This window comes from Pinibacter aurantiacus (assembly GCF_019130065.1).
Classification (GTDB): Bacteria; Bacteroidota; Bacteroidia; order Chitinophagales; family Chitinophagaceae; genus Pinibacter; species Pinibacter aurantiacus.
This window is the reverse complement of sequence record NZ_JAHSPG010000003.1, coordinates 116,318-143,313: the sequence shown is the minus strand read 5'-3', so window position 1 is coordinate 143,313 and position 26,996 is coordinate 116,318. Positions and strand designations below refer to the sequence as shown.

Genomic DNA, 26,996 nt, shown 5'->3' with positions numbered 1-26,996 from the left:
ACTATTTTCCCTCTCTGTTGTTAACCCCAACAACAAAAAAGCAATCTATGGCCTTCAATTTACTGGATGCGGTAAAAAGCTATTTACCTGCGGATGTTATTTCCAAAGCCGCAAGTTATTTGGGAGAGTCTGAAAACAATATAACAAGAGGGGTTGCGGCAGCAGTGCCACTTTCGATGGCAGGCATTATTCAAAAAGCAGAAGCAGGTGGTGCGGATACAATTTTCAATTTTGCAAAGCAGGCATTCAATAGCGGTATTTTGCAAAATTTTGCGGGTTCATTCAGTCATGAAGGTGGTGGCATACCGGCACTTGCGCCCGGTTTACTATCGGGCATTTTTGGAGATAAGTTTGGCAGTATTGCGAATGCTGTGTCTGGTAGCCTGGGTTTAAAAGGGTCTACCTCGTCGGCGTTGTTTGGTTCCATTGTTCCGCTTATACTGGGACTTTTGGGAAAACATGCCGTTGATAATAATTTGTCTGCCGGAAGTTTATCTTCTTTTTTATCAAGTCAAAAGAACGCGGTGCTCGGTAGCGTGCCGGCGGGTTTTGACATTACGAAGTTGTATGGTTCGCATGGCCCTGCACCTCATCGTGTGCCTTCAGTGTCCGCAGCGGTAGAGCCGCCAAAAAGTAATCTTGTTTATTGGATCTTGCTTGGATTGTTTTTCTTGTGTATCATGTGGTGGCTTATGCGTAGTTGCAATGGTGAAAAGCATGATGAAACAGCAGTAACGGAAACGGTTGCCCATGAAGAAAAGCATGACACTACAACAACAGCCACAGTTCCCGTTCGGGAATCGCTGAAATTGATTCTGCCGAATGGCGTGGAAATCGATGCATACAAAGGTGGTATAGAAGATGAGTTGGTTGCGTTTATTAAAGACTCCACAAAGATGGCAGGCAAAGAGAACTGGTTTGATTTTACTGAACTCAACTTTAAATTTGCGACAGCGGAAATTGTTCCTGAGAGCCGCAAGGAAGTAGACAATATTGTGCAGATACTAAAGGCATTTCCAAAAGTGAAAATAAAAGTGGGCGGCTATACAGACAAAGTTGGAGATGAGGCAGCCAACGTAAAACTATCTTACGACCGGGCAAACGCCGTTACAAAAGCTTTGCAGGATGCGGGCGTTGGCGCGCAGGTTGTGAAAGCAGAGGGTTACGGTTCCCAATATGCGAAATACCCTGCCACGGCGCCGGAAGAAGATCGTATTAAGGATAGAAGAGTGGCGGTAAGCGTGAGGGAGAAATAACTGAATGACAGAATAACTGAATAACTGAATAACTGAACTTGTGAGGCGATTTGCGCTTAAAGTTCAGTTATTCAGTTATTCGGTTATTCAATTATTATATACCAAATACTACCCATTGTGACCCAACTAAATCCAAAGCAATTAATAGTTAAGGGCGAGCTGAAGAATGCTGGTGTTTCTTCAATTAAGGGCGCTGAATTGAAAGCAAGCTATCAGATTGGTGCAGCTACGAGAGGCACACAGGATAGTCATGCAATAGATCTTGACAACCCCGATCATTTGCTGGAATTTGTGTTTGACGATGACTCCAGCTGGATGTGCGATGCTGCCACTTTGCATGAGTTGTTTCCCGATGTAAATATTCCAAACAGGGCCGGAGAGTTTGTAGTGCCCACTGCCATTGCAAATGTAGACAGCGAAAGAGGCATTGTGGGACAAGCTGCGTTGAAGTTGCTCAATGTGTTTGTGAAAAAGTCTGTTCCTGATGGAGTGAAATCAATTGCAGAAAGACTGGAAGATAAGTTAGTAGGAAAAACGGAAGGGCTGTGTGTGTTCAATAGTGATTTTTCTTTAGGGAAATATCAGCCGGATGATAAAGCTTCCGATTCACCGGTTCTGTTGTTTATACATGGAACCAATTCCAACACCGTAGGCGCTTACCAGAAGTTTAAAGGCTCGCAGGTTTGGGATTTCATGCAGAGTAGTTATAAAAAGGTATTGGCCTTTGAGCATCGCACACTTACACAAAGTCCTCTTCGCAATGTGCTCGATTTGGTGAAGCAATTGCCGGTGGAAGCAAACCTGCACATAATAAGCCATTCACGTGGTGGTCTGTTGGGCGATATTATTTGCCGCTATTCAAAAGAGGATGATAAAAGTTTTCTGGGATTTACTGATGAGCATATACGCTTGCTGAAAATTGAAGGCAGGGACGACGATATTAATTGCATTAAAGAACTGGACAGGGAATTTGGTAAAAGAAAAATTAAGGTTAAGAAATTTATTCGCGTTGCATGTCCCGCCGCTGGAACAAGGCTTGCCTCAAAACGACTCGATAATATATTCAATGCGTTCTTTAATTTGTTGGGTGGTGCTGCAAATCCTGTTGCAGACATTCTAAAAGAGCTGGTCGCAGAAACTGTAAAGACAAAAGAAGATGCAAATGCATTGCCGGGTATAGAAGCGATGAGTCCCGATTCTCCATTTGTAAAAGTCCTGAATGATAGAAGCGACAATGCTGCCATTGGTGGGGGCTCGCTGGCGGTGATTTCAGGAAATGGAAAAATTGGACTTAGTGTTAAAAGCTTTGGTATCATTTTAGGCAAATTATTTTTTGGCCAAAGAAATGATCTTGTGGTGAACACGGATTCGATGTACCTGGGAACACGCAGGAACGGCAACATTCAGTATTTTTTTGATCAGGGCGGCGATGTCAATCACTTCAATTATTTCTTCAACGCCAAAACAAGAGCAGCGATCAATGAAGCGCTGAAAGCTGATGACGGCGTTGCTATTCCCGGATTTACAAGTGTGAATCAGTATGACGTACCGGCAAGTGACAGAGCGTTCCTTGGCATCGAGCACGGCGAACTTCCTCCGTTTCCAAATGTGCCAACAGGCAACAAACCAATTGTTGTTTTGCTGCCCGGTATTATGGGTTCCAATCTTTCCAAGGGAAAAGATAAAGTGTGGCTAAATTATGGAGCTTCTTTGCTGGGCGGATTGTTCAGGATGGAAAGGCTTGATGATAATTCCATCACAGCCACTTCGCTGATCGCTACTTCTTATAAACAACTGGCAACGCGGTTGTCGCACAACTACGATGTAGTGGTATATCCTTTTGACTGGAGAAAACAGTTGAACGAGTGCGCAAGTGATTTTAATGATAAAATAGTTGAGCTGCTTAAATACAACCAGCCGATAAAAATAATAGGGCACTCGATGGGCGGTGTGCTGGTGCGTGATTTTATTATTAATCACAACGACACATGGACGAAGTTGAATGCCTCATCAGGCTTCAGGTTGCTGTATCTCGGGTCTCCGCTGGGTGGATCTTACAGGATACTCACCGTCTTGTTTGGCAATGATTCTATTATCAACTCGCTTAATATGCTTGATATGAAGCATACAAAGAAAGAGTTGTTAACCATGTTTTCTTCCTTTCCCGGAATACTAAGCCTGTTGCCGCTTACAACCGATGATAAAAATGATTTTGGGAAATTGGATACATGGAAAAATATGGCAGATGCGTTGGGTGATGGTGACTGGCCGCTGCCGTCAAAAGATTTGCTGGACACTTTTACAAAGTACAGAGATAATATAGTTGCAAAGACTGATGATATTGATTACAGCAATATTGTTTACATCGCGGGTAAAGACAAGGCTACACCCAGCGGTTATTTCAATGATAACATTCCTCCGAGAACAGAGCTTGTTTTTTTAAGCACAGGAGAAGGCGATCAAAGTGTGACATGGGAACTTGGTATTCCTAAAAAGCTTGACAAGAAACAGGTGTATTATGTTGGAGTATCTCACGGTGCTTTGGCGAACGAACCCAAAATATTTGATGGCATCGAACAAATTCTTGCCAATGGTTCTACCGCTGCATTGACCAATGAAAGGCCGGTAGTGAGGGGCAGTGAGCAACAGTTCCGCATGCCTGTTGTGCACAATTTTGATCTTTCCGAAAGAGGTGTTTCCAATACGATACTTGGTATTTCCGGTGAGAATGTACAGCAACCAAGCCAGGTGCCATTATCGGTATCCATCAGTTGCGGTTGCCTGGATTACGCATCATACCATGTGCTTGCCGGCCACTTTTTGAACGACGGTATTTTATACGCTGAAGCTGCGATCAACAATGCGCTGGACAACAACCTGGTAAAGAGGCATACGCTCGGTATTTATCCCGGCGAGATTGGAACAAACACTATTGTGAGTGGCAATGAAGAGACCGATAGAATTTCCGGTGCCATTATTGTTGGCCTTGGTGAGCCGGGAAAGCTTACTCCATACCTGCTCACAACAACGGTAGAGAAAGGCATTCTGAAGCATCTGCTAAACATCAATAATAAGAAGCTTGGCAAGATCGAAATCGGTATATCTACATTGATGATCGGTTGCGGATATGGCGGATTGTCAATTGAAAATTCCATCAAAGCAATTATTGAAGGGGTGAACAGTGCCAATGCAAAAATGCTGAAGGTGCAGAAGGATGATGAAGCCGTAAAACTTGTGCAGAACCTTGAGTTTGTAGAACTGTACGAGGATAAAGCGTTGAGCTGTTTGTACACGCTGACAAAAATTGAAAACAATGAAAACAGCAGTTACAACATAAGGATCGCCAACAGGAAAATCCGTGAAATGTTTGGCGCGCAGAAAAACCTTATTTCTACAGCTATCTCGGAAGCTTGGTGGAACAGGGTTTCTGTAGATTTTAAAACAACAAAAGATATTTATAAGTACAACGATAAAGATGTTGTAAAAGAAGTTTCCAGTATCGTATTCAATGTAAGTACCGGTGATGCAAGAGAAGAAGAGAATGAAATGTTTAGCAGTACGCCGCTTATTGATCTTTTCATTGAACAGATGTCCACACAAAATAACTGGAATGCGACGTATGCTAAAACGCTTTTCGAATTGATGATTCCTAATGAGTTTAAGCAGAATCTTAAAAAGAAAGGAAGTATTCTTTGGGTGTTAGATAAAAATGCTGCGTCCTATCCATGGGAGTTGTTGCAAGACAGTACAAGTGATGCAAAACCACTGTGTATAAATGCAGGAATGATAAGACAACTGGCCACTACAAACTACAGGGCCGATATAAGAAGGGCTTCTGCAGATCTTGCATTGATCGTTGCTGATCCTGTTTTAGGCGGCTTTCTGCCTCAATTAAAGGGAGCGGAAAAAGAAGGTTCCAATGTTGAAAAATTGTTGGAGGTAAATAACTATAACAAGATTTCCATCATTGGCCAAACTGCTGCAGAAATAATTCCTGCACTTTACAGCAACGAGTTTAAAATAATACACCTCGCGGGTCACGGTCTTTTTGATCCTACGTCTGTGAATGATTCCGGAATGGTGATTGGAAAGAATTTGTTTTTGTCGGTTAACGCGATCAAGCAAATGAGTACCGTTCCTGAATTGGTGTTTGTAAACTGTTGCCATTTAGGAAAAGTAGATGCAGCCTATGAAAACTATTTTGCCAACAGATACAGGCTTGCCGCCAATATAGGAACGGAGCTTATTGAAATGGGGGTGAAGGCTGTAATAGCCGCCGGCTGGGCAGTTGCGGATGATGCGGCTTCTGAGTTTGCAATCAAGTTCTACTCAGAGATGTTGAGTGGTGAAACATTTGGCGAAGCCGTTAAAAAAGCACGGGGAGTTATTTTTGAAAAATTCGGTGGCAGCAATAATACCTGGGGCGCTTATCAATGCTACGGCGATCCATACTACAAGTTGAAGAGCAGAACATCAAGAAGTACAAAGAAAGAAGAAGCGCCTGTGTTCCTTATCAGAGATGAAGCGGAAATACAACTCATCAACCTGCGACGCAACCTCGATACAAGATTAAGCACTTCCAATAAATCAAAAGCAAAGCTGAAAATGATATCCGCGGCTGTTGATAAAGCGGAAATAAGAAGCGGCAAAACACTGGAGCAGGAAGCGCTGATCTACTATGAACTTGGTGAGTATGAATCTGCCATTGTGAAATTTGATTTATTGCGTGCGGAGGAGCATGCTGATTTTTCTGTATCTGCTTTGGAGAAATATTGCATTGCGAAAGCGAAGAAACTGGTGGTCGATTATAAACTGTCGAACAATAAGCTTTCTGTTACTGCTGAAATAGACGGCATTGTAAACGAGTTGCAGAAATTATCTGTTATCAATAAAACTTCTGAAAGGCTTAATCTTATTGCGGAGACGTACAAGCGGAAAGCATTGGTGAGTAAGGATAAGAAGGAAAAGCTTGCAGCCTATGCGAACGCGATGGATTTTTATGAACAGGCGATTGAAAAAAGAAGTGACAATATAAAAGCGCTTTGTAACCTGATGGTGCTTCGTATTTCGCTGACAGATAAAAAAGAAAAAGCTGCGGCTGATAAAAAGATAAACCTGAAATATCTCCGCAGAATAAAATCCAGAATGATGTCTTTGGCGAACTATAACCGCAAACTGGATTACTGGGAATCGATGGAATATTTGTGGGCATATCTTTCATGGATCGTAATGGGCGGTGATGTTGCGAAAATAGATGCCGACCATACATGGAAAGGATTTGTGAACTGGTACAAAAAGAATTGGAAGGACGCTGCTTCGAAAGGCAAGCAACTAACAGAGATAGAGAATCTTGAAATGCTTTCTGATGTGATTGCGAATTCCTCTTTATCGTATCGCGCAGCATTGAAGGAAAGGGTTGATGCGCTGAGGGAAGGAGTGGAGAAGTTGCTTTTAAGTTAGGAATTAGGAGTTAGGAGTTAGAAGTTAGGAGTTAGAAGTGTGCTAGCCTCTCTTTCAACACAAAGGCCCGTCCGAACCGGTTCATCCGGGCGGGCACTGAGGACACTAAGCCCCACTAAGGGCTGTTTTAAATTTCAGACTCTCTTAGTGAAACTTAGTGCCCTTAGTGCTAAAGATTTGAGACGTTAAATTTCAGAGATAAAAAAGCCGCTCTTTGCAGAGCGGCGTGTTCCACGGGTTATGGGTTAGGGGTAGTGAGAACTTTTTTACTTTTTAATTACTATTCATTAGCAGGCTGTAACTTCTGCTCGCGAACATAAGCTTTGTTCGCATGGATCATACCCATAAGTCTTTGTACTGTCGTCGCGGAGCGCAAGCCATCCGACGGCGTATTCATTGTATAGTCCAATAACTGATCGATGGTGGAAACAGCAACATGTACGCGGCTGTCGGACGAAGCATAATAGATGAATACTTTGCCATCATCATCCGCTATCCATCCGTTGCTGAATACTACATTAGACACATCACCCGTTCGTTCATCGCCTTCAGGGGCAATAAAATAACCGGCCGGTTTGTAAGTGATCTTTGTAAGGTCCTTCAGATCGGTCATGAACATGTATAGCACGTAACGCAGGCCCGCTGCGGTATTGCGCACACCATGTGCGAGGTGCAGCCATCCATGTTTTGTTTTGATGGGAGCAGGGCCCTGTCCGTTCTTCAGTTCATTGATGGTGTGATAGGTTTTCGGATCAATGACCGTTTCTTCTTTTACTTCTGCACCAACGATTTTGTCACTTAATCCAAAGGCAATGCCACCGCCTTGTCCCGCTTCGATGAAGGTATCCTGCGGACGAGTGTAGAATGCATACCTGCCATTTACAAATTCCGGATGCAGCACCACGTTGCGTTGTTGCGGCGATTTGGTTTTAAGGTCAGGTAGCCGTTCCCATTTCTTCAAATCCTTGCTGCGTACAATACCGCATTGTGCTACAGCGGAGCTTTGATCGCCGGGAAGTGCGGCAGGATCTTTTCTTTCTGTACAAAACAGACCATATACCCAGCCATCGTCATGTGCTACCAGTCGCATATCATACACGTTGGTGTCTGGATTGTCTGTTTCAGGAATAACAACAGGCTCCTCCCAGAATTTAAAATTGTCGATACCATTATCACTTTCTGCAATAGCGAAGAAAGATTTTCGATCATTGCTCTCCACCCGCGGCATCAGTATGTATTTGTTGTTCCATTTTATAGCGCCTGTATTGAAAACGGTGTTCACACCAAACCGTTCCATTAAGTAGGGGTTGGTGGCCTCGTTGAGGTCGTAGCGCCATGTGATGGGTATGTGTGCCGCTGTTAGTGCAGGATTGCGAAATCTTTTGATGATACCATTGCCACCTTCAAGAGGTTCGTTTTTTTGTGAAAGAAGGGTTTCATGATTTTTCTTCAGATATTCTAAACGCTCGTTAAATATTTTCTCCATAAAGTTTCTTTTTTAAAACCTCACATTCTCTCCGGACGATGATTGCTGGTATTCATCAGACTTTTCATCGCGCCGGTTCTTTAGGGTTCATCACGAAAAAGCAAAAGCAATTTGAGCAAGCGTTGCATGCAACACTGTATGCCAAAACTCAATATCGTTTAATTATCGGCCAGCTTGTACGTTAATGTCCTACGGACAATATTCACGCTTTGCGGGATTTTCTATTGACATGAATGCCCTACGGGCAATTGATTTTCCCGTAGGGAAACAATATCAATAGAAATCAACACAGTCTCTGATTTTGCCCGTAGGGCATTTACGTGTTGCAGGCTTGTCATAACTAAAGGCATAGATACTCAAATTGCTTTTGCGCTTTGTCGTTTACATACTAGTTAAGTCCCATGGCGTCAACATATACCGTAAAACCTCCTGAGCCATTATACTCTTTTAAGATAAGGTCTGTTATTACGGCATCAGTTGTTAACTGGGAAATAGGGATTTGATAGTCTGTCCACTTGCCTTCTACAAGATTGATGGTATAAGAATCCTTATTATTTATTCCGATGTTAACCTTCAAGCCATTTGATCCCGGACCTCCGTACAGGGAAATTTTGAAAGTAGTATAAGGAGCAATCGTAACGCTGGCACCGCCAAGTTGCATCGGTGCTCCATAACCGCCGGAGTAATCAATTCTTACAGATTTATCTCCAACTCTCACCGGGTTTGTGTTACCATAGTTTGCTGTGCCGCCCCAGCCGCCGCCGGTCCATCCGTTCCAGTTACTGGTTACTGCATCACTATAAAAAGGAAATGCAACAACAGGAGGCGGAACTGCACCGTTTATTTTTAACACGTCATTGCTGAGTACTGTGACTGTAGAGTTGAGGACACTCATGGTCACTTTTCCTTCAGCAACGCCTTTGGGTACCTTGAGAACAATTTGTGTAGCAGTCTGGCTGACAAATGTTTTGACAGGATCTGCGTTTTGAATCGCGACAGCAGTTACAAGATCAAGGTTTGTTCCTGTAATGGTAAGATCTGTTTCGGGGTCAATAGGGTTCGGCGACAAACTTGTTGCTACAGGCCATACAAGTTTAAGATCCATAGAAGATGATGATTTTACACTTCCTGCCTCCAACGTAATTTTTCCATCCTGTGCGCCGGCCGGAACTTTTACTACAAGTTGCGTTGCTGACTGGCTTACGAATGTTGTAATCGCATCTGGGGCCCCGGTAAAGTAAACTTTTTTAGTTAGGTCAAGATTTGTCCCGGTAATAGTAAGGTTGGTTTGATGCTTAATAGGATTGGGTGCCAGAGCTGTTACTACAGGTAAGATTATCTGTAGATCCACCTGGGAAGTCGATTTAACTCCCGAAGCAGCTTCTAACATCACCTTGCCTGTTTCTGTAGAATCCGGAACCTTTACTACAAGTTCTGTTGCAGTTTTGCTTACAAAATTTGTTATCGCATTTGGAACACCATTAAAATAAACTTTCTTCGTTAAGTCAAGATCTGTTCCCTTTATCGTTACATTGCTCTGGTGCTTAATTGGGTTTGGAGCAAATCCTGTAGCCATTGGAAGTGTTACGTGCAATGTGTCTTTGGTTTCTACAAAACTTGAATCGGTACCGCCATAAGCCAGTACAAGTGTTCCTGTTTGTGCATCATCCGGAACTTTTACAACCAGCTCATTAAGACTTTGGCTCACGAACTGAGTGGCAACTTTGCCATCGGTGAAGGTTACTGCTGTAACCCAGTTAAGATAATTACCCTTAATGGTAACGTTCTCTCCGGGGCGTGCAGTTGACGTTATAGATGTTACAGTTGTTGCGATGCCAATGTTGAATTCTGTTTTAGATTTTACATCGCCTGTGGACGATTTCAATGTAACGTAACCTTTCTCTGTTTCCACGGGCACCACTACGTAAATTTCTGTTGAGCTCTGGCGAACAAATTTGTTGCTGGCAACTTTAGCGTTTTCAAAATCGATCTCAGTAACCTTTTCAAGATTGTTACCAAAGAAACGGATGGTGTCGCCGGGGTTCGCGCCTGTGGGTCCGAAGCTTAGCAATTGCGTCATTCCATCGTTTGCAGGAGCGGAGTCTTTTTTACATGCTATGAAGCACAACGGTGCTATGATGACCGTTAGTAGCAACAAGCGCACGATATAATTTATTTTCATTCTAAATAATGTTATGATTGAAGCAATAATTTTTACTTATTAGATTTTGGAACAATTCTAAAGCTGTCAAAACAGATGTCAGCATCCAGTGTACCAGCTCCATGTATAAGCAACATTGTCCAATAACCATCTGGATTTACGACAGGCTTTACGGTATAGCTGTTAAACACTTCTTCGTATGGGATCACTACTGTCTGCCATTGTCCTTTAGTATCATAAGGTGGCGCCCACTGGTAGTTGTTGTTGTCTTGTACCGATGTTCCGGCGTTGATCCTTATCATGTTATTGTTGTATGGCTTGAGGGTGTTTATCTCAAACTTCAGGTTGTACTTTTCAGGGTGCAGTATAGCATCGTCAGGAATTTTCTTGCTATGCGATGGCATTGAAGAAGCAGGACCATCTGCAATTTCAGCGTAAGGCCAGTCACCCAGGGTTTTCTTAACGCGAATGTAGTTGCCGCTGATTAAAGGAGGATCGTTAGGGCCGGGGTTGCTTACCACAAGGCTTCCATCGTGCCATCCTTCATATGGATCGCTGTTGATGAATTGGTTTCTTGGATCGCGGAACCAGAAATCAGATTCTGTTTCTCCAAAGTTGCTTTTAACTTTTATCGGTCCCGGTTGTGCAGCTGCAGGCACCTTAAATTTCAATACGCCATCTTCTACGGAAACTATTTCTGCGGTAGCGCCACCTGTAAATGTTACAGTTAATGGGGCATAGAAATAGTTGCCGATAATAGTAGCTACATCTCCCGCGTTCACAAATTCGCAAACCATACTGTTAAGAGCTGGCTTACTGATATCTACCGTGAAGGGATGTGTTAGTTTATAACCATTTGAAAAAATGATTGTAAGCGTATTGGTTATCGAATCGGGGATTTGACTTGGAACAGAAACGAGAATGGATGTGCTGCTGATGTATGTAGGTGTTAACCTTGACTGCAGATTGTTGAACCAAATTTCTTTTGCTCCTCCCAGGTTTGTACCTACAATGGCAATCAGTTGTCCCTGGTTGGCACTCACCAGCAAGGAATCTGAAGACTGTGGGCTCGTTACTCTTATGTAGTTTATTATGGGATTAGGTCCTGAGGAATCTTTCTTGCAGGACGGGATCATGCTTGCTGCAGTAATAAACACCAACAGAGTGAATAATATTTTATGTGTCGATTTCATTGAAGTAGTTATTTCTTTTCAAAAAATTGTTTCGCAGGAACGCTTATTTATAATCAACCGGTGGTTCTTTCAAATTAGGTGCCTGCGCCAGTTCTGCATTTGGAATAGGAAGCAAAAAGTTACCGTCGCTGGCAACCACTTGCCTTTCATTGAACCATGAGGTTTTGTTGAATGTCCATAATGTTGGGTTAGGCATTTGGTCCGGTTTTGCAAAGAATAAACCTCTGTCCTGCGCATTCAGCATGTCGTATGCTTTTTGCGGATTCCAATAATGCAGGCTCACGATGTCGTACCATGCCATGCCTTCCATAGCAAACTCTTTAAATCTTTCTGACCAAACTTTTTCAAGTGTAAGCGGGCCACTGCCGTTATTGCCACCAACTACATATTGTGGTAAACCTGCTCTTTGATGTACTGCATTAAAGTATGCGATAGCTGTTGCATCGGAGGTGGAAGCTCCATTGCCAATCGTTGCTTCAGCATATATCAGGTATAGTTCTGCCAAACGCATCATATAGGTGTCGTTAGGATAGTGCTGCTGAGATGCAATGCCGGCAAGATCTATAGGAGAGCCGATCACATATTTTTTTACAGAAAGGAAATTATTGTCTGTACCGGTGAAAGGAAATATCAGTTTTGTTTTATCGGTCATCTTCGTTATTTCAGGATAGGAGAACCCCGGTAACATAAAGGTTGCGTGCAAGCGTTGGTCCACTGTTCTTCCTTTTAGTGTGCCATCCGGCTGAAGTGCAAATCCATCGTACTGGCTCAACAGCCACCATGTGGCGCCTTTATCTCCGCCCCATCCGCCAAATGAAATGTCAGGGCTGTAAGCGAGGTACTCAGGCATACTATTGGCAGTTCCCCACACACTTGATCCTGAGAAAACCCATTCCAGCTCAAACAATGATTCATTGTTGTTGTCGTATGGATATTTAAAAAGGTTGTCATAACTATCCAATAATTTTTTGCCGCTATGCTCTATAACATCAGCTGCATAGTATTTGGCGCTATCAAGGAATTGTTGGTTTCTGCTGCCGCCGGTGCTTTCAACACCCGCTCTTGTTAAATAGAAACGCGCCAGCATTCCTTCTGCAGACCATTTTGTTAATCTTCCCGGTTCAGATGCAGCTAAAGGTAAATCTGCCGCTGCCGCACGCATTTCGCTGGTAATAAAGCGCCATACACTTGGTACTGTTGCACGTCTGATTGAAGTGTCGAAAAGTTGTTTCGTATTGTTTTCAATAATCGGCACTGCGCCCCAGTTCATTACAAGAAAGCGATAGGCCAGCGACCTCATAAATCTTGCTTCTGCAATAGCGATCTTTTTTGCGCCCGCCGTTACCTTGGGACCTGCAATGGTGTTAATGTTGTTCATGGTAAGATTTGCCTGCGCCACAACAACGTAAAAAGCTCTCCATGATGCACTGTTTTCTCCGTTATCTCCCGTAGTGTTGAACATTACATTGCCTCTGTCGTTCCAGGCAGAAAATGCAGAACCGCCACGAAAATCGCCGAGGTTATACATTGCCTTGTCATTATAGTCAAACCAAACCTGGCTGTACAGCAGGCTGGTTGCAGCGGCTACCTGGTCGTCGGTTTGATAGAAGTTCACGTCTGAAACTGCGTCCTCGGGCGGCCTGTCGAGAAAGCTTTTTTTGCAACTTGATAATGCTGCAATAGCAAGTATCAATGTGCCGAGATAATTTTTATATCTGATGATTTTCATTTTACAAGTAGTTTAAAAGTTTACACTGATAGCTGCGTTATACATTCTTGTTAGCGGGAAACGGCCAAAGTCAATGCCGATCGCCTGGTTTAAACGGTCTGTGCCTGTGCCCACATAGGAGCCAATCTCAGGATCGTATCCTTTGTAATGTGTTATGGTGAAAACGTTTTGAACGCCCACTGTTGCGCGGAAGCCCTTGATCACTTTTGTATAACCCAACCATTTTGCGGGAACATCATACGTAAGAGAAATGTTCTTCAATCTCAGGTAAGAACCATCTTCCACAAATCTTGATGTGTTCTTAGAATAGTTGTTCTGGCTGGCAATTTGGTTATTGGTAATGCGCGGAACATCTGTGCCTGGGTTAGATAGTTTAGGATTGCTAAGGTCAGTGTTGTCAACCTTCGCATATTCCATTGCTTTTACGAGCAGGTTTCTGCTAAGATTGATATTGTTAGGATTGCTTGCTTCATAAGCGATGTAGTTATAGATCTGGTTACCATAAGTTCCCATGATCAGCATGCTAAGCTCAAATCCTTTATAACTAAAGGTGTTGGTAAGACCACCCATAAGTTTAGGCCATGGGTTACCAATGTTGGTCATGTCGTCAACGGTAATTTTACCATCACCATTAAGGTCCTTGTATTTTACATCCCCTACCCACAGGCCTGTGTTGGGATCTGCCTGTATTCTGTTGCCACCGTTATCAACCGGTACAGGACTTTTGTTAATGTCTGCAATTGACTGGAACAAACCATCTTCAATATATCCTCTGAACAACCAGGGTTGTTGGTCAACCGCTGCACGCTGTGTCCATGTATTCATCCACCAGCTAACCCTGTCAACAGCTGTCTGGCCATTGTTTAGTGATTTCACAGTGCTTTTGAAATGCGAAATGTTCAGGTTGGCATCCCATTTAAAATCCTTGTTATCAATAATGGAAGCGTTGATAGTGAAATCCCAGCCTTTGGTGCGCATGTCACCGGCGTTTACAAATGGCGCCTGTACAGCTCCCGGGCTACCGTTGGCTCCCTGGTACCACGGAACGATTCCTGTAAATATCATATTGCCGGTAGTTCTTTCATAGTAGTTTGCATCAAGCGTAATCCTGTTATGAAGAAAGCCCAGGTTGATGCCATAGTTGTTGGTGTTGGTCTCTTCCCATTGCAAAGTCGGGTTTTTCATGATAGAAGAAAGAAAGCCGGTTCCCCATGGGGTTGCACCTGTAGCCATGCCTGCATAAATGCCGGAACCATAACCCTGGTTACCTGTTAAACCCGTTTCATATCTCAGTTTCAATTCGCTGATCCACGGAACATCAAAGAATTTTTCCTGGCTCACTCTCCATGCAGCGGACACAGAAGGGAACTTGGCCCATCTGTTCTCAGGCCCAAAATATGGAGAACCATCCGTTCTGTATGTTGCCTGCAATATGTAGCGGTTATCATAGTTATAGGCAATTCTCGCAAGGTATGACTCCATTGCCCATGAGCCCCTGCCACCGTCATTTGTAGCTGTAAGCGGGTCGCCGGCTTTAACATCAAAAATGTCATTGGTAAGGAAACCTGTTCTGCCGGCAGTCAGATTCTGCCATTTTGATTCCTGTGACTCGTGAGTACCCATCACAGTAATATTGTGTTTGCCAATTTGTTTTATATACTCCAGTTGTTGGTTCCAGTTCCAGTAGGAGTTTGTGGATGTACCGGAAGATAAGGAAGCGATGGCGTTGTAGTGCCACTGATCAATTTGATAAGTGGGTACATAGTAGGTGGAAAAGCCATTACCATATGAAGCATTCAATGAAGATCTGAATGTAAGTCCCTTTGTAAGCGTAATGCCTACATTGAGGCCACCTGTCAATTGTCTCCTGGTGTTCGTGTTGGTAATAAGATCAGCTAAGGCAATTGGGTTGATAGGAGCGTATTGGTTAGCGCCATTTACCGGATCGCTTCCGCCCCAGGAGCCATCAAAGTTGGTGACAGGAATTTGTGGCGTTAATCTTAATGCATTTGCAATAAGCGGGCTTTGTGCATCGCCATAGTTGGTGGTAACAAGGTTTTCGTCTGTTTGGTTAAAGGCAAGATTGGCGCCAATATTGAGCCAGGTTCTTGGTTTGTTGTCCAGGTTTAACCTTGTTCCGTATCTTTTAAAACCTGAACCGGCAGCAACACCTCGTTGATCCAGGTACTCGCCGGAAAGATAGTAAGTAGTATTACCGCTACCACCGCTAAGGCTTAACTGATGTTTATTCATGGCAGCGTTGTTAAACAATTCTGCCTGCCAGTCTGTCCCTGGGCCCAATAGAGATGAATCTAAAAACTCACCCGGAGTGGTGCCGCCTGCAATGTTGTGATATTGCTTTACCATGCTTGCGTACTGGGACAAGTTCATTACAGGAAGGTTGTCGGGTGGTGTTTGTAAACCGTATTGATAGCCATAGTTGACTTTGAAGTCACCCGCTCTACCACGTTTGGTAGTAATGATCACTACCCCGTTTGTAGCTCTAGACCCGTAAATGGCAGTGGCCGAAGGTCCTTGCAGGATCTGGATGTCATCTACATCTGCAGGGTTCAAGCCGGAAAGCGGACTTGAAGAAGTTGCGTTAGGGTTGGTATTGTTAACGTTGTCCGGTTGAGATTGAACACCATCAATAACATAAAGCGGTTGTGATGTACCGTTGATGGTACTCACCCCTCTGATGTTAACAGACATGGCGCCGCCGGGCTGACCTGAGTTTTGTGTAACGTACACACCAGCCGCACGACCTTGCAGCGCTTGTTCGATGGTGGTGTTCACCGTTTTCTCAATGGCCTTGGAGTTTATAGAGGTTTGAGCAGTCGAGAGATTCGCTCTTTTAAGTGAACCGTAACCTACTACCACAATGTCACTCAACTGGGTCCTCGAAGATTGTAATACCACCGCAAAAACGTTATCTGTGCCGATGGCAATTTCTTTGGTGGAAGTACCCACGTTACTCACTACAATTGTGGTAGCGCCATCAGGCACTTTGAGTGAGAATTTTCCATCTGCATCTGTTAGTGTAACTACTTTGGAGTTTTTTACGGCAACCGTAGCGCGGGAGAGTGGGTTACCATTGTTGTCGCTTACTGTACCTGAGATTGTTCTGCTTTGTGCCCACGAGATATGGCATAGGGCAAACGCAAAGAACAAGACTAGGACTAGCTTGGTCAATTTTGTCATAACGGCAAGTTGTTTTGGTAAAAATAGATAGCATTTTGTAATAAGTTAGAATACTTTTTTATCACTTATATATGTTTTTCTGACAAGTTTTTTCGGCAAGTCCTTGTGTTCCATTAAAGTTTCAAAAGAAAGTTTCGGGTGGCTATAGTGATACTTTCTTAACTCATTTTGCGCTGAAATGTAGGAAGTTGTTGGTTGTTAGTTGATAGTTGCGGGTCCTGAAGTTGAGAGTTGAGAGTTGAGAATTGAGAGTTGTTAGGTTTCAATTATGGCTATTTGGGAATAGTGGCCAACAACTAGTAACTAATAACTATCAATTCTAAACTCTCACCTAAAAACTTTAGAGCGGCTCGCTTGTTTATATAACCGGTATTTGTAAAAATCAATTCTCAACTCTCAATTCTCAACTCTCAATTAATTAAGTATGTCCAACACGCTGGTACAAAATGAAAGCATCAACAAAACGGAGGAAATAAAAGATTCTATACTCGAGCATCTTTGTTTTAACCTGGGCAAGTCTCCCCGGATCGCCACCTTGCACGACTGGTACATGGCGACGGCCTATGCGGCACGCGAACGAATGATGCGCAACTTCGTGAGCTATACCGAAAAAATGCAAAACAAAACGCTCAAGATCGTTGGATACCTTTCAGCAGAGTTTTTGATGGGCCCACATCTTGGCAATGCACTCATTAACCTGGGCATAGAAAATGAAACAAAGAAAGCAATTGAGCAACTCGGCATTAATCTGAATGACGTTTTGGAGCAAGAAGAGGAGCCGGGCCTAGGCAATGGCGGCCTGGGAAGGCTGGCGGCATGCTATCTCGATTCTCTGGCTACCTTGCAGGTGCCGGCAGTTGGTTATGGCATACGCTACGAGTTTGGCATTTTCGATCAATACATCCGCGATGGCTGGCAGGTAGAAGCTACTGACAAATGGCTGCGCAATGGCAACCCATGGGAAATTGTAAAGCCAGAACTTAACTATACCGTAAAACTTGGCGGCCACACAGAAAGCTATACAGACGACAAAGGCAAGTATAGGGTAAAATGGATACCGGCATCTGAGATCAAAGGCATAGCCTATGATACGCCGGTGCCCGGTTATAAAAACGGCGTAACCGGCATACTTCGTTTATGGAAATCAGAAGCGGTAGAGTCTTTCGATTTTCATGCGTTTGACAAAGGCGATTACTATGGCGCAGTGCATGAAAAAGTTTTTTCTGAAAACATATCGAAGGTCCTGTATCCAAATGATGTTTCTGACGAAGGCAAAAGACTGCGACTTTCTCAACAATATTTTTTCGTTTCATGTTCTTTGCAAAATGCGTTTCACATACTGCATTTGCGTGGTCTCAGTATCGATGAGTTTCCAGAGTCGATGACGTTTCAGCTAAACGATACACACCCTTCCATCGCTATTGCCGAAATGATGCGCTTGCTGATTGATGAGCACCAGGTGGGTTGGGAGAAGGCCTGGGATATTACTAAAAAAACATTCGCTTATACCAATCATACTTTGCTGCCCGAGGCGCTTGAAAAGTGGTCGCTGCCTTTATTCGCAAACGTTCTGCCGAGACTGCTTGAAATTATTTATGAGATCAACAGTCGTTTTCTTTTGACCATAAGAGACAAATATCCCGGCGATGAGGACAGGGTAAGGCGCATGTCGATTATTGATGAACGAGGCAACAAATCTGTTCGCATGGCTCATTTGGCAACTATTGGCAGCCATGCTATAAACGGCGTTTCTGCTTTGCACACAAAACTATTGAAGCAGGATGTGTTGCATGACTTTTATGAATTGGAGCCGGATATTTTCTTCAACGTTACAAACGGCGTTACACCAAGAAGGTGGATAAAGTTATACAATCCACGACTGACTTCGCTTATCACCACCCATATTGGCGAGAGCTGGGTAAATCATCTTGAAACAGATCTTGTGAAGCTGGAGCAATATGCAGATGATCCAACTTTTCAGCAGGCATGGCATGATGTAAAGAGGCAGAACAAGACCGACCTCGCTCATTTGATACAAGCAATTGTTGGCACGAAAGTAAATCCTGATTCATTGTTTGATATACAGGTGAAACGCATTCATGAATACAAACGGCAACACTTGAATGTCCTGTACATTGCACATTTGTACAATCGTATAAAACAGAAACGCACAGATGGTATTACTCCACGCACTTTCATCTTTGGTGGAAAAGCCGCGCCGGGATATGTTATGGCAAAGCTGATCATAAAACTGATCAACTCTGTTGGCGAAACGATCAACAATGATCCGGATGTAAACGGGTTGATCAAAGTGGTTTTCTTTCCCGATTTCAATGTCAAGAACGGTGCACATATTTACAAAGCAGCAGATTTGTCCGAACAAATTTCTACCGCAGGTAAAGAAGCATCAGGCACCGGCAACATGAAATTCGCCATGAATGGAGCGCTTACCATTGGCACTTTCGACGGAGCCAACATAGAAATAATGGAATGTGTGGGTGAGGAAAATTTCTTCCTGTTTGGATTACACGCCGCCGAAGTGGCTGAAACCAAAAGCAACGGCTATCGTCCATATGATATTTACAATAGCGACGAGGATTTAAAGCAAGCGATTGATATGATTCAGTCAGGCGTCTTCTCGCATGGCGACACTGGTGTTTTCCAGCCTTTTGTTGATACGTTACTCAACTACGATCCTTTCCTGGTCTTGAAAGATTTTCGTGCTTATGCGGAATGCCAGCAAAGAGTTTCTGATGCATATACCAACCAGAAAGAATGGACAAAAATGTCGATCCTCAATGTAGCAAGAATGGGCAAGTTTTCGTCTGATAGATCAGTGAAGGATTACTGTGAGAATATTTGGAAAGTAAATCATGCTTAACGCTCAACGCCGAACGCTTAACGCTGGTGCGAAATGCTTTGCGGCTTACCCATTGCGTTAAGCGTTAGGCATTAGGCGTTGAGCAATTCTTAAACAATGCAAGTCGCGAAAAAATATATACACGAACACGGCGAAACTTTTCCGCTGGGGTCAACCATTGTTCCCGGAGGCGTGAATTTTTCTCTATTCTGCAAAAACGGAACTGCTGTTGAGTTGTTGCTGTTCGACAATGTAGAAGCCATCGAACCAAACGAAACAATAAAACTCGATCCCCAAAGAAATCGTACTGATCAATACTGGCACATATTTGTTCCAGGACTTCAAAGCGGACAATTATACGCATACAGGATCGATGGTCCAAATGAGCCGGCAAAAGGGCACAGGTACGATGTTACATCCATACTGCTCGATCCTTATGCAAATGTGGTGGCTGTTCCGGAAAAATATAACAGGCGCGCAAATGCCGATGAAAGGAAACGCGGAACACCGGCCATGAAGAGCGCTGTTGTCGACCTCTCGTTGTACGCTTGGGAAAATGATAAACCCATTGAACGGTCATTTGCGGAAACAGTTATTTACGAACTACATACTGCCGGATTTACACTCAATCCTAATTCAAATATTGACGAGGGAAAACGAGGAACGTATAAAGGTGTTATTGAAAAAATTCCCTACCTCAAAGAGCTGGGTATTACAGCCGTGGAGCTTTTGCCCGTGTTTCAGTTTGATGCGCAGGATAGTCCTGAAGGAATGATCAACTATTGGGGATATAGCCCCGTATCTTTTTTTGCACCGCACCAGGCCTATAGCTCTTCAAAAGATCACATGCAGGCGCTTGATGATTTTCGCGACATGGTGAAAGCCTTGCACAAGGCCAATATTGAAGTGATACTCGATGTGGTATTCAATCACACGGCAGAAGGCAATCACGGAGGACCTTCGTTTTGTTATCGCGGCATAGACAATTCTGTATATTATCTTTTAGAGAAAGACAAACAATACTATTCAAATTTTTCCGGCACCGGCAACACGCTAAATGCCAATCAACCGATCGTGCGAAGAATGATCATAGATAGCCTGCGTTTTTGGGTTTCAGAAATGCATGTTGATGGCTTCCGTTTTGATCTCGCATCCATTTTATCGAGGGATGAAAAAGGAATGGCAATCGAAAATCCGCCAGTGTTGTGGGACATCGATTCTGATCCCGAACTAGCCGGCACTAAACTCATTGCTGAAGCATGGGATGCTGCAGGATTGTACCAGGTTGGTAGTTTTGCGGGTGACAGATGGAAGGAGTGGAACGGGGTGTTTCGCGATGATCTTCGAAAATTTATGAGAGGAGATGAAAACGTTTTGTCGCCATTCGTAACCCGCCTGATCGGAAGTCCGGATATTTATAGTTATCGCAATCGCGGCCCGGAACAAAGCATCAATTTTATTACTTGCCATGATGGGTTCACCCTCAACGACCTTGTTTCCTACAACCAGAAGCATAACGAAGCAAACAGGGAAAATAACCAGGATGGCTGTAACGACAACTGCAGCTACAATTTCGGCGTAGAAGGCCCGACCGATGACCCCGACATTGAAACCATGCGCAACCGGCAGGTAAAGAATTTCCTTGCGCTCACCCTGCTCTCCATTGGTACGCCCATGATACTGATGGGTGATGAAGTACGCAGAACACAAAACGGCAACAACAATGCTTATTGTCAGAATAATGAATTGAGCTGGTTTGACTGGTCGCTGGTTGATAAGCATGCGGAGCTGTTGCGATTTACAAAAAAGCTGATTGGTATGCGCCTGCAACGTGACATGTCGCAAGCACAATTTGAAATGACATTGAATCAATTGTTGGACAGATCAACCATCCATTGGCATGGCATTAAAATCAACGCGCCGGACTGGTCGCCCAACTCGCACTCTATTGCCATTACCGTAGAATCGCTCGGCGGTAAACTAACCATGCACTTCATGCTCAACGCCCATAAAGAAGCTCTCGAATTTGAACTGCCCGAAGCGCCGCCCGGCGTGCAATGGAAACGATGGATAGATACCTCACTGGCCTCTCCCGATGATATCTGCGAAAGAAAAGAGGCGAAGCCATTTAATGGTCGCAAATATAAAGTAGAGAAGGTAGGCTTTGCGTTGGTGTTTTGGGAGAAGTGAGCACGCAGATGACGCTGATTTGACTGATTTGCACTGATTAGTAACCGAATAACTGAGTAACTGAATAACCGAATAAACTGACTGTATGCTTGTTGTTCTTAGGTTAGTTAATCCTCAAGATATCTGTGTAAATCAGTCAAATCAGCGTCATCTGCGTGCAAAAAAATCACAAAGAGGAAAGTTTGGCCTGATAATTTCTTGCTAGAAAAGATTTTTCGATCTGGTCGATCAGAAAATCTTTTCTTAAACCTTTTTGAATGATAAACAAGGCAAGATTTGTAAGGATTGTTTCGATGTTGATTTTTGGTTGCGTGGTTATTTTGTCTGAGGCATGCAATGCTTCGCAAGCGACAGTTGGCAGCTCTGGTGGCCGTGATACGGCAATTATGAATTTCCTCAAAAAGCAGCCGGCATTTTCGAAACTTTCTGCTCGTGAGCGGGATGTATTGTATTGGGTAAATGAAGTTCGTGTTCACCCACGTGAATTTTACGATAAACACGTTGCATCGTATGTAAGTGCCAATGTGAGTTCACACAACGCAAACGTGCGTTCCCTGAAAAATGAGCTTTACAAAGCAAGCCCGGTTACTCCGTTGATAGTGGTCTCTACGCTCAATCAAACGTCTAAAAATCATGCGATCGATTTGGCCCGTCATCAACAATTTTCTCATAACTCTTCCGATGGAACTTCTTTTAGCCGCCGCATGGCAAAGGCAGGAATAAATATATCGTGCTCGGAAAACATCTTTAATGGCGGCGAGTCTGCATTGGATGCGGTGATTACCTTGCTCATTGATGAAGGCGTTCCCGGCTATGGCCACAGACGTAATCTTCTTAATAAAAAAGCACGGCTTATAGGTGTAGCATTTCTTCCCTACAATTCAAGCAGCTTTATTATGGTGCAGGACTTTGTGACTGAATAACTGAGTAACTGAATAACTGAGTAACTGAATAACTGAATTATTGAATTATTGAATTATTGATTGGCCCAAAGTCAAAAAGTCTCTTCGAATATCAACATTCAGTTATTCAGTTATTCGGTTATTCAGTGCTGGTTCATCGAACCAGCGTAACTGTCCCTCTTTGATAGCCGGGCTTTTGCTGATCAAGCTGGTAAAAGCATTGCCATACCAGTACGCCACTTGGATAACTCAAACCTTTGTTTGTGCCATCCCATCCCTGGTTAGGATTATTGGTTTCAAAAATGAGCTGTCCTGCCCTGTCAAAAACCTGTAGCTTGAATGACAAAACGTTTCCAAAAACAAGTGCACGGAAAATGTCATTCTTTCCATCGCTGTTAGGCGTAAATGCGTTGGGCACATAAACGCCGTTCATGCAGTCCTTTTGGTAAACAATAATATTATCCCTTCCAACGCAGCCTTTTGCATCTGTAACTTCAAGCCAGTACTGGCCCGGTGCATCAATTGTTACTTTGGGTTGCACAGATCCTGTGGACCATCGATAGCTGTTGTATGTGTTGGAAGGGGTAATTTCCAGTTTTTCATACATACAAATGCTGTCGCTTTGCTTTAGAAAATCAGTTGGCAAAGGCAATATGCTTAGAATTCTCAAACTGTCTGTGGCGTTGCAGTTGGCATCATCGGTAACAGTTACCCAATATAGGCCCGCGGTGGTTATTTTAAATTTATCGGCAGTTGTTTTGTCCTGCCATTCATATTTAGCAAAACTGCCCGGAGTGATTGTTATTGTTGTGCCTGAACAAAGGTCCTGATCAGCGCCAAGACTAGGCAATGGTTTAGGATGCACAGTCAAATAGGTGGTAACAATAGAATCGCAGTTAAGCGACGATGTAAGCGTGTCTTTATATGTGCCAGATGCTGTTTGTTTTTTGCTTCCGGCGAAAAAAGATTCACCTTCGCAGATATCAATCCTTTGTACTGCAAATTTTTTATTGATCGTGAGGTTGAGCGTAATCACAGAATCGCAACCGAAACTATTGGGAATAGTGCGGATATACGTACCCGTGGAGTCGAATATCTCCTTGTTCATTGTATAGCTGCTGCAGGCAGTGATGTTAAGTGTAGCAGATGTAGGATTTGTGCACTTGGCAAGCTTAACAACAAAAGGAGATTCACCATATCCTGCATCCAGTGGAAAAACATTTGGGCTGGGATCAAAGTCTACAGTGCCGCCCATTGAACCTGTTATATAAATGTTTTTGGCATCGTCCACCGTCATACGTCTTGGAGTAGCAGAGTTATAATTAGCGCCATACGAATCAAATATTCCACCACATATGAAGTTGCCGTCAGATGTTAATTTTACCAATGTTGCAGCACCATATTGGTTTCTGGAAGTAACCTGGTAAACACCCGGACCGGGATCCAGGTCTACCGTTTTTCCAAGGCTTCCAACGGCATATACGTCACCGGCATTGTCTACTGCGATATCGGCTCCAAAGTCGGAACTAGGGTCACCACTATCAAAAATATCCACCCATGCAAAGTCGCCGAGCTTATTCAATTTAAGCATATACCAGTCATAATTGTTGCTCTGGACATTGTGCGTGTTATTTCCCGGGTCAAAATCATATTGCCCGATAAAACTTCCAATAGTGTAGACGTTGTTGTTTGCATCCACCGCTAAACCGTCTGCATGAAGAATGTAATTGTTATACTGCGTTGAAGTGTTGATGATTTGTTTTGCCCACACAAACTGGCCTGCGCCGTTGAGCTTTGCAACGAATCCGTCACCCAGGCTTTTAGATTTTAAAATGTAATCCCCGGGACCGGGGTCAAAATCGCACGAACCCCCAAAGTTGCCGGTGATATAAATATTGCTCTGTGCATCGCATTCAATGTCGCCGATATTGGAGTTGTGGTAAACTTCCTTGCCATTGCCAAATTGTTCCGCCCAGATAAAATTGCCACTATTGCTCAACTTCACAATAAAGCATTGAATATGTGCCGCTGAAGTAAGATTGAAAGTGCCCGGGCCCGGATCGAAATCGACTGTTCTGTTGAAATGGCCACCAATAACTACGTCGTCGTTGTTGTCAACAGTGAGCTTGTCGCATGCAGGGACCGTATCTCCCGGTCCACCAAATTGTTTCGCCCATACAAGCTTTCCATTAGGGTCATATTTGGCTACAAATGCATCATATGCTCCAATGGGCGTAAGTGTAAACACGCCCGGCCCCGGGTCGAAATCTACAGCATCTGTGAACTGGGCAGCCACATATACATTGCCTTGTTTGTCCAGTGTTAAAGCTATTTCTCCCCAGTCCACCAGGGCGGGAATTTGAATGGCCCAGATGAAATCTCCCGTCGGGCTCAGTTTCGAAACGTAAATACTTGACCTGTCATACGGACCAGATTTAAGATTGTAAACGCCTGGTCCGGGATCCAAATCGGTTATATATTGAAAGAGTCCTACAGAATAAACATTTCCCTGCTTATCAACTGCTATTGACCTGCCATTGCTGTACTCTGTTGGGTTGTTTGGTGCATTATTTGGAACGAAAGCCTTCGCCCATTGTGTTGTGGGCAATTGTGGAAATGCTTTCGTAGTGCAGAATAGGATAAGTAGGGCAATCCAAAATTTGGACATCGTCGGGCTTTTTATTTGGGTCTGCCACCTTGATCAGGCAGTTAAAAAAATGAACTTAATACATTTTTCTTGTTCCCACCATGACCAGATCGATATTTTTTGAACGAATGGTTACTTAAGCCTTCATTTATTTTTTAGTATTTTACCTTTTACATACAACAGCCCATGACACGCTTGCTTTCCCTTTACACAACAGTTTTGCTTTGTGCATTGGTGTCCATTTGCAATGAAACCGTTGCGCAAAACCACGCCACTCATGCTACACTCCCCGTCGGTAGCAAAGCACCCGATTTTAATTTGCCCGGCATCGATGGTAAAAATTATTCGCTGGCTGACTTCAAAAAAGCAGGCGTGCTCGTCATCGTGTTCACCTGCAACCATTGCCCCACTGCGCAGGCATATGAACAACGAATCATCAAACTGACTACGGACTATGTAAGCAAAGGAGTTCAAGTGGTAGCCATTATGCCGAACGATCCGCATTCTGTTCAGTTAAACGAGCTCGGCTATGCCGATACAGGCGACTCCTTTGAAGAAATGAAATTGCATGCACAAAGAAAGCATTTCAACTTTCCCTACCTATACGATGGCGACCACGAAGCTACTGCTATTGCTTATGGGCCTGTTGCCACACCACATGTTTTTGTTTTTGATAAAGAAAGAATCCTCCGCTACCAGGGACGAATAGATGATGTGGAAAAGCCAACCGGCACACCTAAAAATAGAGATGCACAAAATGCCATTGATGCATTACTGGCAAACAAAGAACCTGATGTAAAAACAACAAAAGTGTTTGGTTGCTCCATCAAATGGAAAGAGAAAGAAGACCTGGTAGCAAAGAGTGACAGCGAATGGGCCGCCATGCCTGTAATACTTGACACCATTGGCGAAAGCGGCATCAAAAGCCTTTTAAAAAACAATAGCGACAAACTCCGCCTGATCAACGTATGGGCCACGTGGTGCGGCCCCTGTGTAAACGAGCTGCCGTCATTTGTTACCATCAACAGGATGTATCGCAAAAGAGATTTTGAATTCATCACCATAAGTGCCGACAATCCCGAAAAGAAAGACAAAGTATTAAAGACCTTAAAAGAATTAAAACTCTCCAACACCAACTATCTCTACAACCAGGATGATAAATACAAACTCATAGAAGCCGTTGACCCCAACTGGTCTGGCGCCTTGCCATATACCATCCTCATTGAACCCGGCGGCAAGATCATCTATGCACGCCAAGGCACCATCGACCCCATGGAGATGAAGACGATGATTGTGGACAATGCATTGATCGGGCGATTTTATTAATCGAAGACTTTATTCAGCTGTGAATGTGGAGTATTGTATCGTTGTATCCATTGTGTAATAGTACGACGTCCATTTCATGGTTGTATTGGTGAGCTCGGTTACGTAGGTTTCAAAGTAATAAAAGTTGTGATCATTACTTTTAAACTGCAGGGCCATATTGCGCGTGTACAATTGCCATGTGCCGGTATCGAAAGTATCTGATGTGAATTGTGGATCTAATTTTTCGCCGTCGCTGTTCAAGTAGGAATGATCGCTATTGAATCTAAAATAGTTGTCTTTCTCGTAATCTTTGAGTGAAGCCCATTTATCAACTATTGGACCATTGTTTTTTTGCTCGGCGTAGCCTGTCATCACCCATTTTTTATTTACAAGCAGATCCGTTTTTTCCTTGTCATTATTCTTTTTTGAACAACCGGCAAATAGCAGGGCGAGTAGCAGTAATTTTTTCATAGGGTTTTATTTTAGAGTTAGCCATATTTGTTGGCGACGCCAAAAGTAATAATTTGGATTAATACATCAGCTCCAGTTTCGGCAAGAAATTCAAAGATATTGATCGCAAAGTTTGAGATGCTTTTGATGAGGCTC

The 26,996-nt window shown here is 43.5% G+C and carries 13 protein-coding genes; 6 read left to right on the top strand and 7 right to left on the bottom strand.

The features are described from left to right. Nucleotides 1-47 precede the first annotated feature (47 nt). Together KTO63_RS06390 and KTO63_RS06385 are read left to right on the top strand one after the other, a co-directional pair. On the top strand, nucleotides 48-1,256 hold the full coding sequence (locus KTO63_RS06390; protein ID WP_217790413.1) for an OmpA family protein: 1,209 nt from the start codon (nucleotides 48-50) through the stop codon (nucleotides 1,254-1,256). Nucleotides 1,257-1,373: 117 nt separating this feature from the next. Continuing rightward, complete coding sequence (locus KTO63_RS06385) at nucleotides 1,374-6,716, top strand: CHAT domain-containing protein (protein WP_217790412.1); 5,343 nt, start codon at nucleotides 1,374-1,376, stop codon at nucleotides 6,714-6,716. 280 nt (nucleotides 6,717-6,996) lie between these two features. Here the strand turns inward: KTO63_RS06385 and KTO63_RS06380 are convergent, their stop codons facing one another. The 5 genes from KTO63_RS06380 to KTO63_RS06360 all read right to left on the bottom strand — a co-directional run bounded on the left by KTO63_RS06380 (nucleotide 6,997) and on the right by KTO63_RS06360 (nucleotide 16,486). Next, nucleotides 6,997-8,202: a glycoside hydrolase family 130 protein gene (locus KTO63_RS06380; protein WP_217790411.1), complete on the bottom strand. Its 1,206-nt coding sequence runs from the start codon at nucleotides 8,200-8,202 to the stop codon at nucleotides 6,997-6,999. Between the two features lie 388 nt (nucleotides 8,203-8,590). Further along, nucleotides 8,591-10,384 carry an IPT/TIG domain-containing protein gene (locus KTO63_RS06375; protein WP_217790410.1) on the bottom strand — a complete coding sequence of 598 codons (1,794 nt, stop codon included), beginning with the start codon at nucleotides 10,382-10,384 and terminating at the stop codon, nucleotides 8,591-8,593. 32 nt (nucleotides 10,385-10,416) lie between these two features. After that, nucleotides 10,417-11,556, bottom strand: a complete 1,140-nt coding sequence (locus KTO63_RS06370) for a glycan-binding surface protein (RefSeq protein WP_217790409.1) — start codon at nucleotides 11,554-11,556, stop codon at nucleotides 10,417-10,419. A gap of 43 nt (nucleotides 11,557-11,599) precedes the next feature. Next, the gene (locus tag KTO63_RS06365; RefSeq protein WP_217790408.1) at nucleotides 11,600-13,285 is read right to left on the bottom strand and encodes a RagB/SusD family nutrient uptake outer membrane protein; all 1,686 of its coding nucleotides are present in this window, start codon (nucleotides 13,283-13,285) and stop codon (nucleotides 11,600-11,602) included. A 12-nt stretch (nucleotides 13,286-13,297) separates the two neighbouring features. After that, the gene (locus tag KTO63_RS06360) at nucleotides 13,298-16,486 is read right to left on the bottom strand and encodes a SusC/RagA family TonB-linked outer membrane protein (protein WP_217790407.1); all 3,189 of its coding nucleotides are present in this window, start codon (nucleotides 16,484-16,486) and stop codon (nucleotides 13,298-13,300) included. 424 nt (nucleotides 16,487-16,910) lie between these two features. Between KTO63_RS06360 and KTO63_RS06355 the strand changes: the two genes are divergently transcribed. The 3 genes from KTO63_RS06355 to KTO63_RS06345 all read left to right on the top strand — a co-directional run bounded on the left by KTO63_RS06355 (nucleotide 16,911) and on the right by KTO63_RS06345 (nucleotide 22,459). Continuing rightward, nucleotides 16,911-19,367 (top strand): glycogen/starch/alpha-glucan phosphorylase, encoded by a 2,457-nt coding sequence (locus tag KTO63_RS06355; RefSeq protein ID WP_217790406.1) that lies wholly within the window; start codon nucleotides 16,911-16,913, stop codon nucleotides 19,365-19,367. Between the two features lie 96 nt (nucleotides 19,368-19,463). After that, a complete protein-coding gene (gene glgX, locus KTO63_RS06350; protein WP_217790405.1) occupies nucleotides 19,464-21,536 on the top strand; it encodes a glycogen debranching protein GlgX in 2,073 nt (690 codons plus the stop codon). A gap of 257 nt (nucleotides 21,537-21,793) precedes the next feature. After that, nucleotides 21,794-22,459, top strand: a complete 666-nt coding sequence (locus KTO63_RS06345; RefSeq protein ID WP_217790404.1) for a CAP domain-containing protein — start codon at nucleotides 21,794-21,796, stop codon at nucleotides 22,457-22,459. Nucleotides 22,460-22,592: 133 nt separating this feature from the next. On the opposite strand, the gene KTO63_RS06340 is transcribed toward KTO63_RS06345, so the two are convergent. Continuing rightward, nucleotides 22,593-25,106: a T9SS type B sorting domain-containing protein gene (locus tag KTO63_RS06340; RefSeq protein WP_217790403.1), complete on the bottom strand. Its 2,514-nt coding sequence runs from the start codon at nucleotides 25,104-25,106 to the stop codon at nucleotides 22,593-22,595. Between the two features lie 165 nt (nucleotides 25,107-25,271). Here KTO63_RS06340 and KTO63_RS06335 point away from each other — a divergent pair, with 165 nt between their 5' ends. Further along, a complete protein-coding gene (locus KTO63_RS06335) occupies nucleotides 25,272-26,411 on the top strand; it encodes a redoxin family protein (protein ID WP_217790402.1) in 1,140 nt (379 codons plus the stop codon). Between the two features lie 9 nt (nucleotides 26,412-26,420). Here the strand turns inward: KTO63_RS06335 and KTO63_RS06330 are convergent, their stop codons facing one another. Then, nucleotides 26,421-26,861 carry a lipocalin family protein gene (locus KTO63_RS06330; RefSeq protein ID WP_217790401.1) on the bottom strand — a complete coding sequence of 147 codons (441 nt, stop codon included), beginning with the start codon at nucleotides 26,859-26,861 and terminating at the stop codon, nucleotides 26,421-26,423. Nucleotides 26,862-26,996 lie beyond the last annotated feature (135 nt).

Bases quoted from the DNA above. Each gene is read 5' to 3' on its own strand.
- KTO63_RS06390 (WP_217790413.1), top strand. From the start codon at position 48: ATGGCCTTCAATTTACTGGATGCGGTAAAAAGCTATTTACCTGCGGAT.
- KTO63_RS06380 (WP_217790411.1), bottom strand. From the start codon at position 8,202: ATGGAGAAAATATTTAACGAGCGTTTAGAATATCTGAAGAAAAATCAT.
- KTO63_RS06375 (WP_217790410.1), bottom strand. From the start codon at position 10,384: ATGAAAATAAATTATATCGTGCGCTTGTTGCTACTAACGGTCATCATA.
- KTO63_RS06370 (WP_217790409.1), bottom strand. From the start codon at position 11,556: ATGAAATCGACACATAAAATATTATTCACTCTGTTGGTGTTTATTACT.
- KTO63_RS06365 (WP_217790408.1), bottom strand. From the start codon at position 13,285: ATGAAAATCATCAGATATAAAAATTATCTCGGCACATTGATACTTGCT.
- KTO63_RS06360 (WP_217790407.1), bottom strand. From the start codon at position 16,486: ATGACAAAATTGACCAAGCTAGTCCTAGTCTTGTTCTTTGCGTTTGCC.
- KTO63_RS06355 (WP_217790406.1), top strand. From the start codon at position 16,911: ATGTCCAACACGCTGGTACAAAATGAAAGCATCAACAAAACGGAGGAA.
- glgX (WP_217790405.1), top strand. From the start codon at position 19,464: ATGCAAGTCGCGAAAAAATATATACACGAACACGGCGAAACTTTTCCG.
- KTO63_RS06345 (WP_217790404.1), top strand. From the start codon at position 21,794: ATGATAAACAAGGCAAGATTTGTAAGGATTGTTTCGATGTTGATTTTT.
- KTO63_RS06340 (WP_217790403.1), bottom strand. From the start codon at position 25,106: ATGTCCAAATTTTGGATTGCCCTACTTATCCTATTCTGCACTACGAAA.
- KTO63_RS06335 (WP_217790402.1), top strand. From the start codon at position 25,272: ATGACACGCTTGCTTTCCCTTTACACAACAGTTTTGCTTTGTGCATTG.
- KTO63_RS06330 (WP_217790401.1), bottom strand. From the start codon at position 26,861: ATGAAAAAATTACTGCTACTCGCCCTGCTATTTGCCGGTTGTTCAAAA.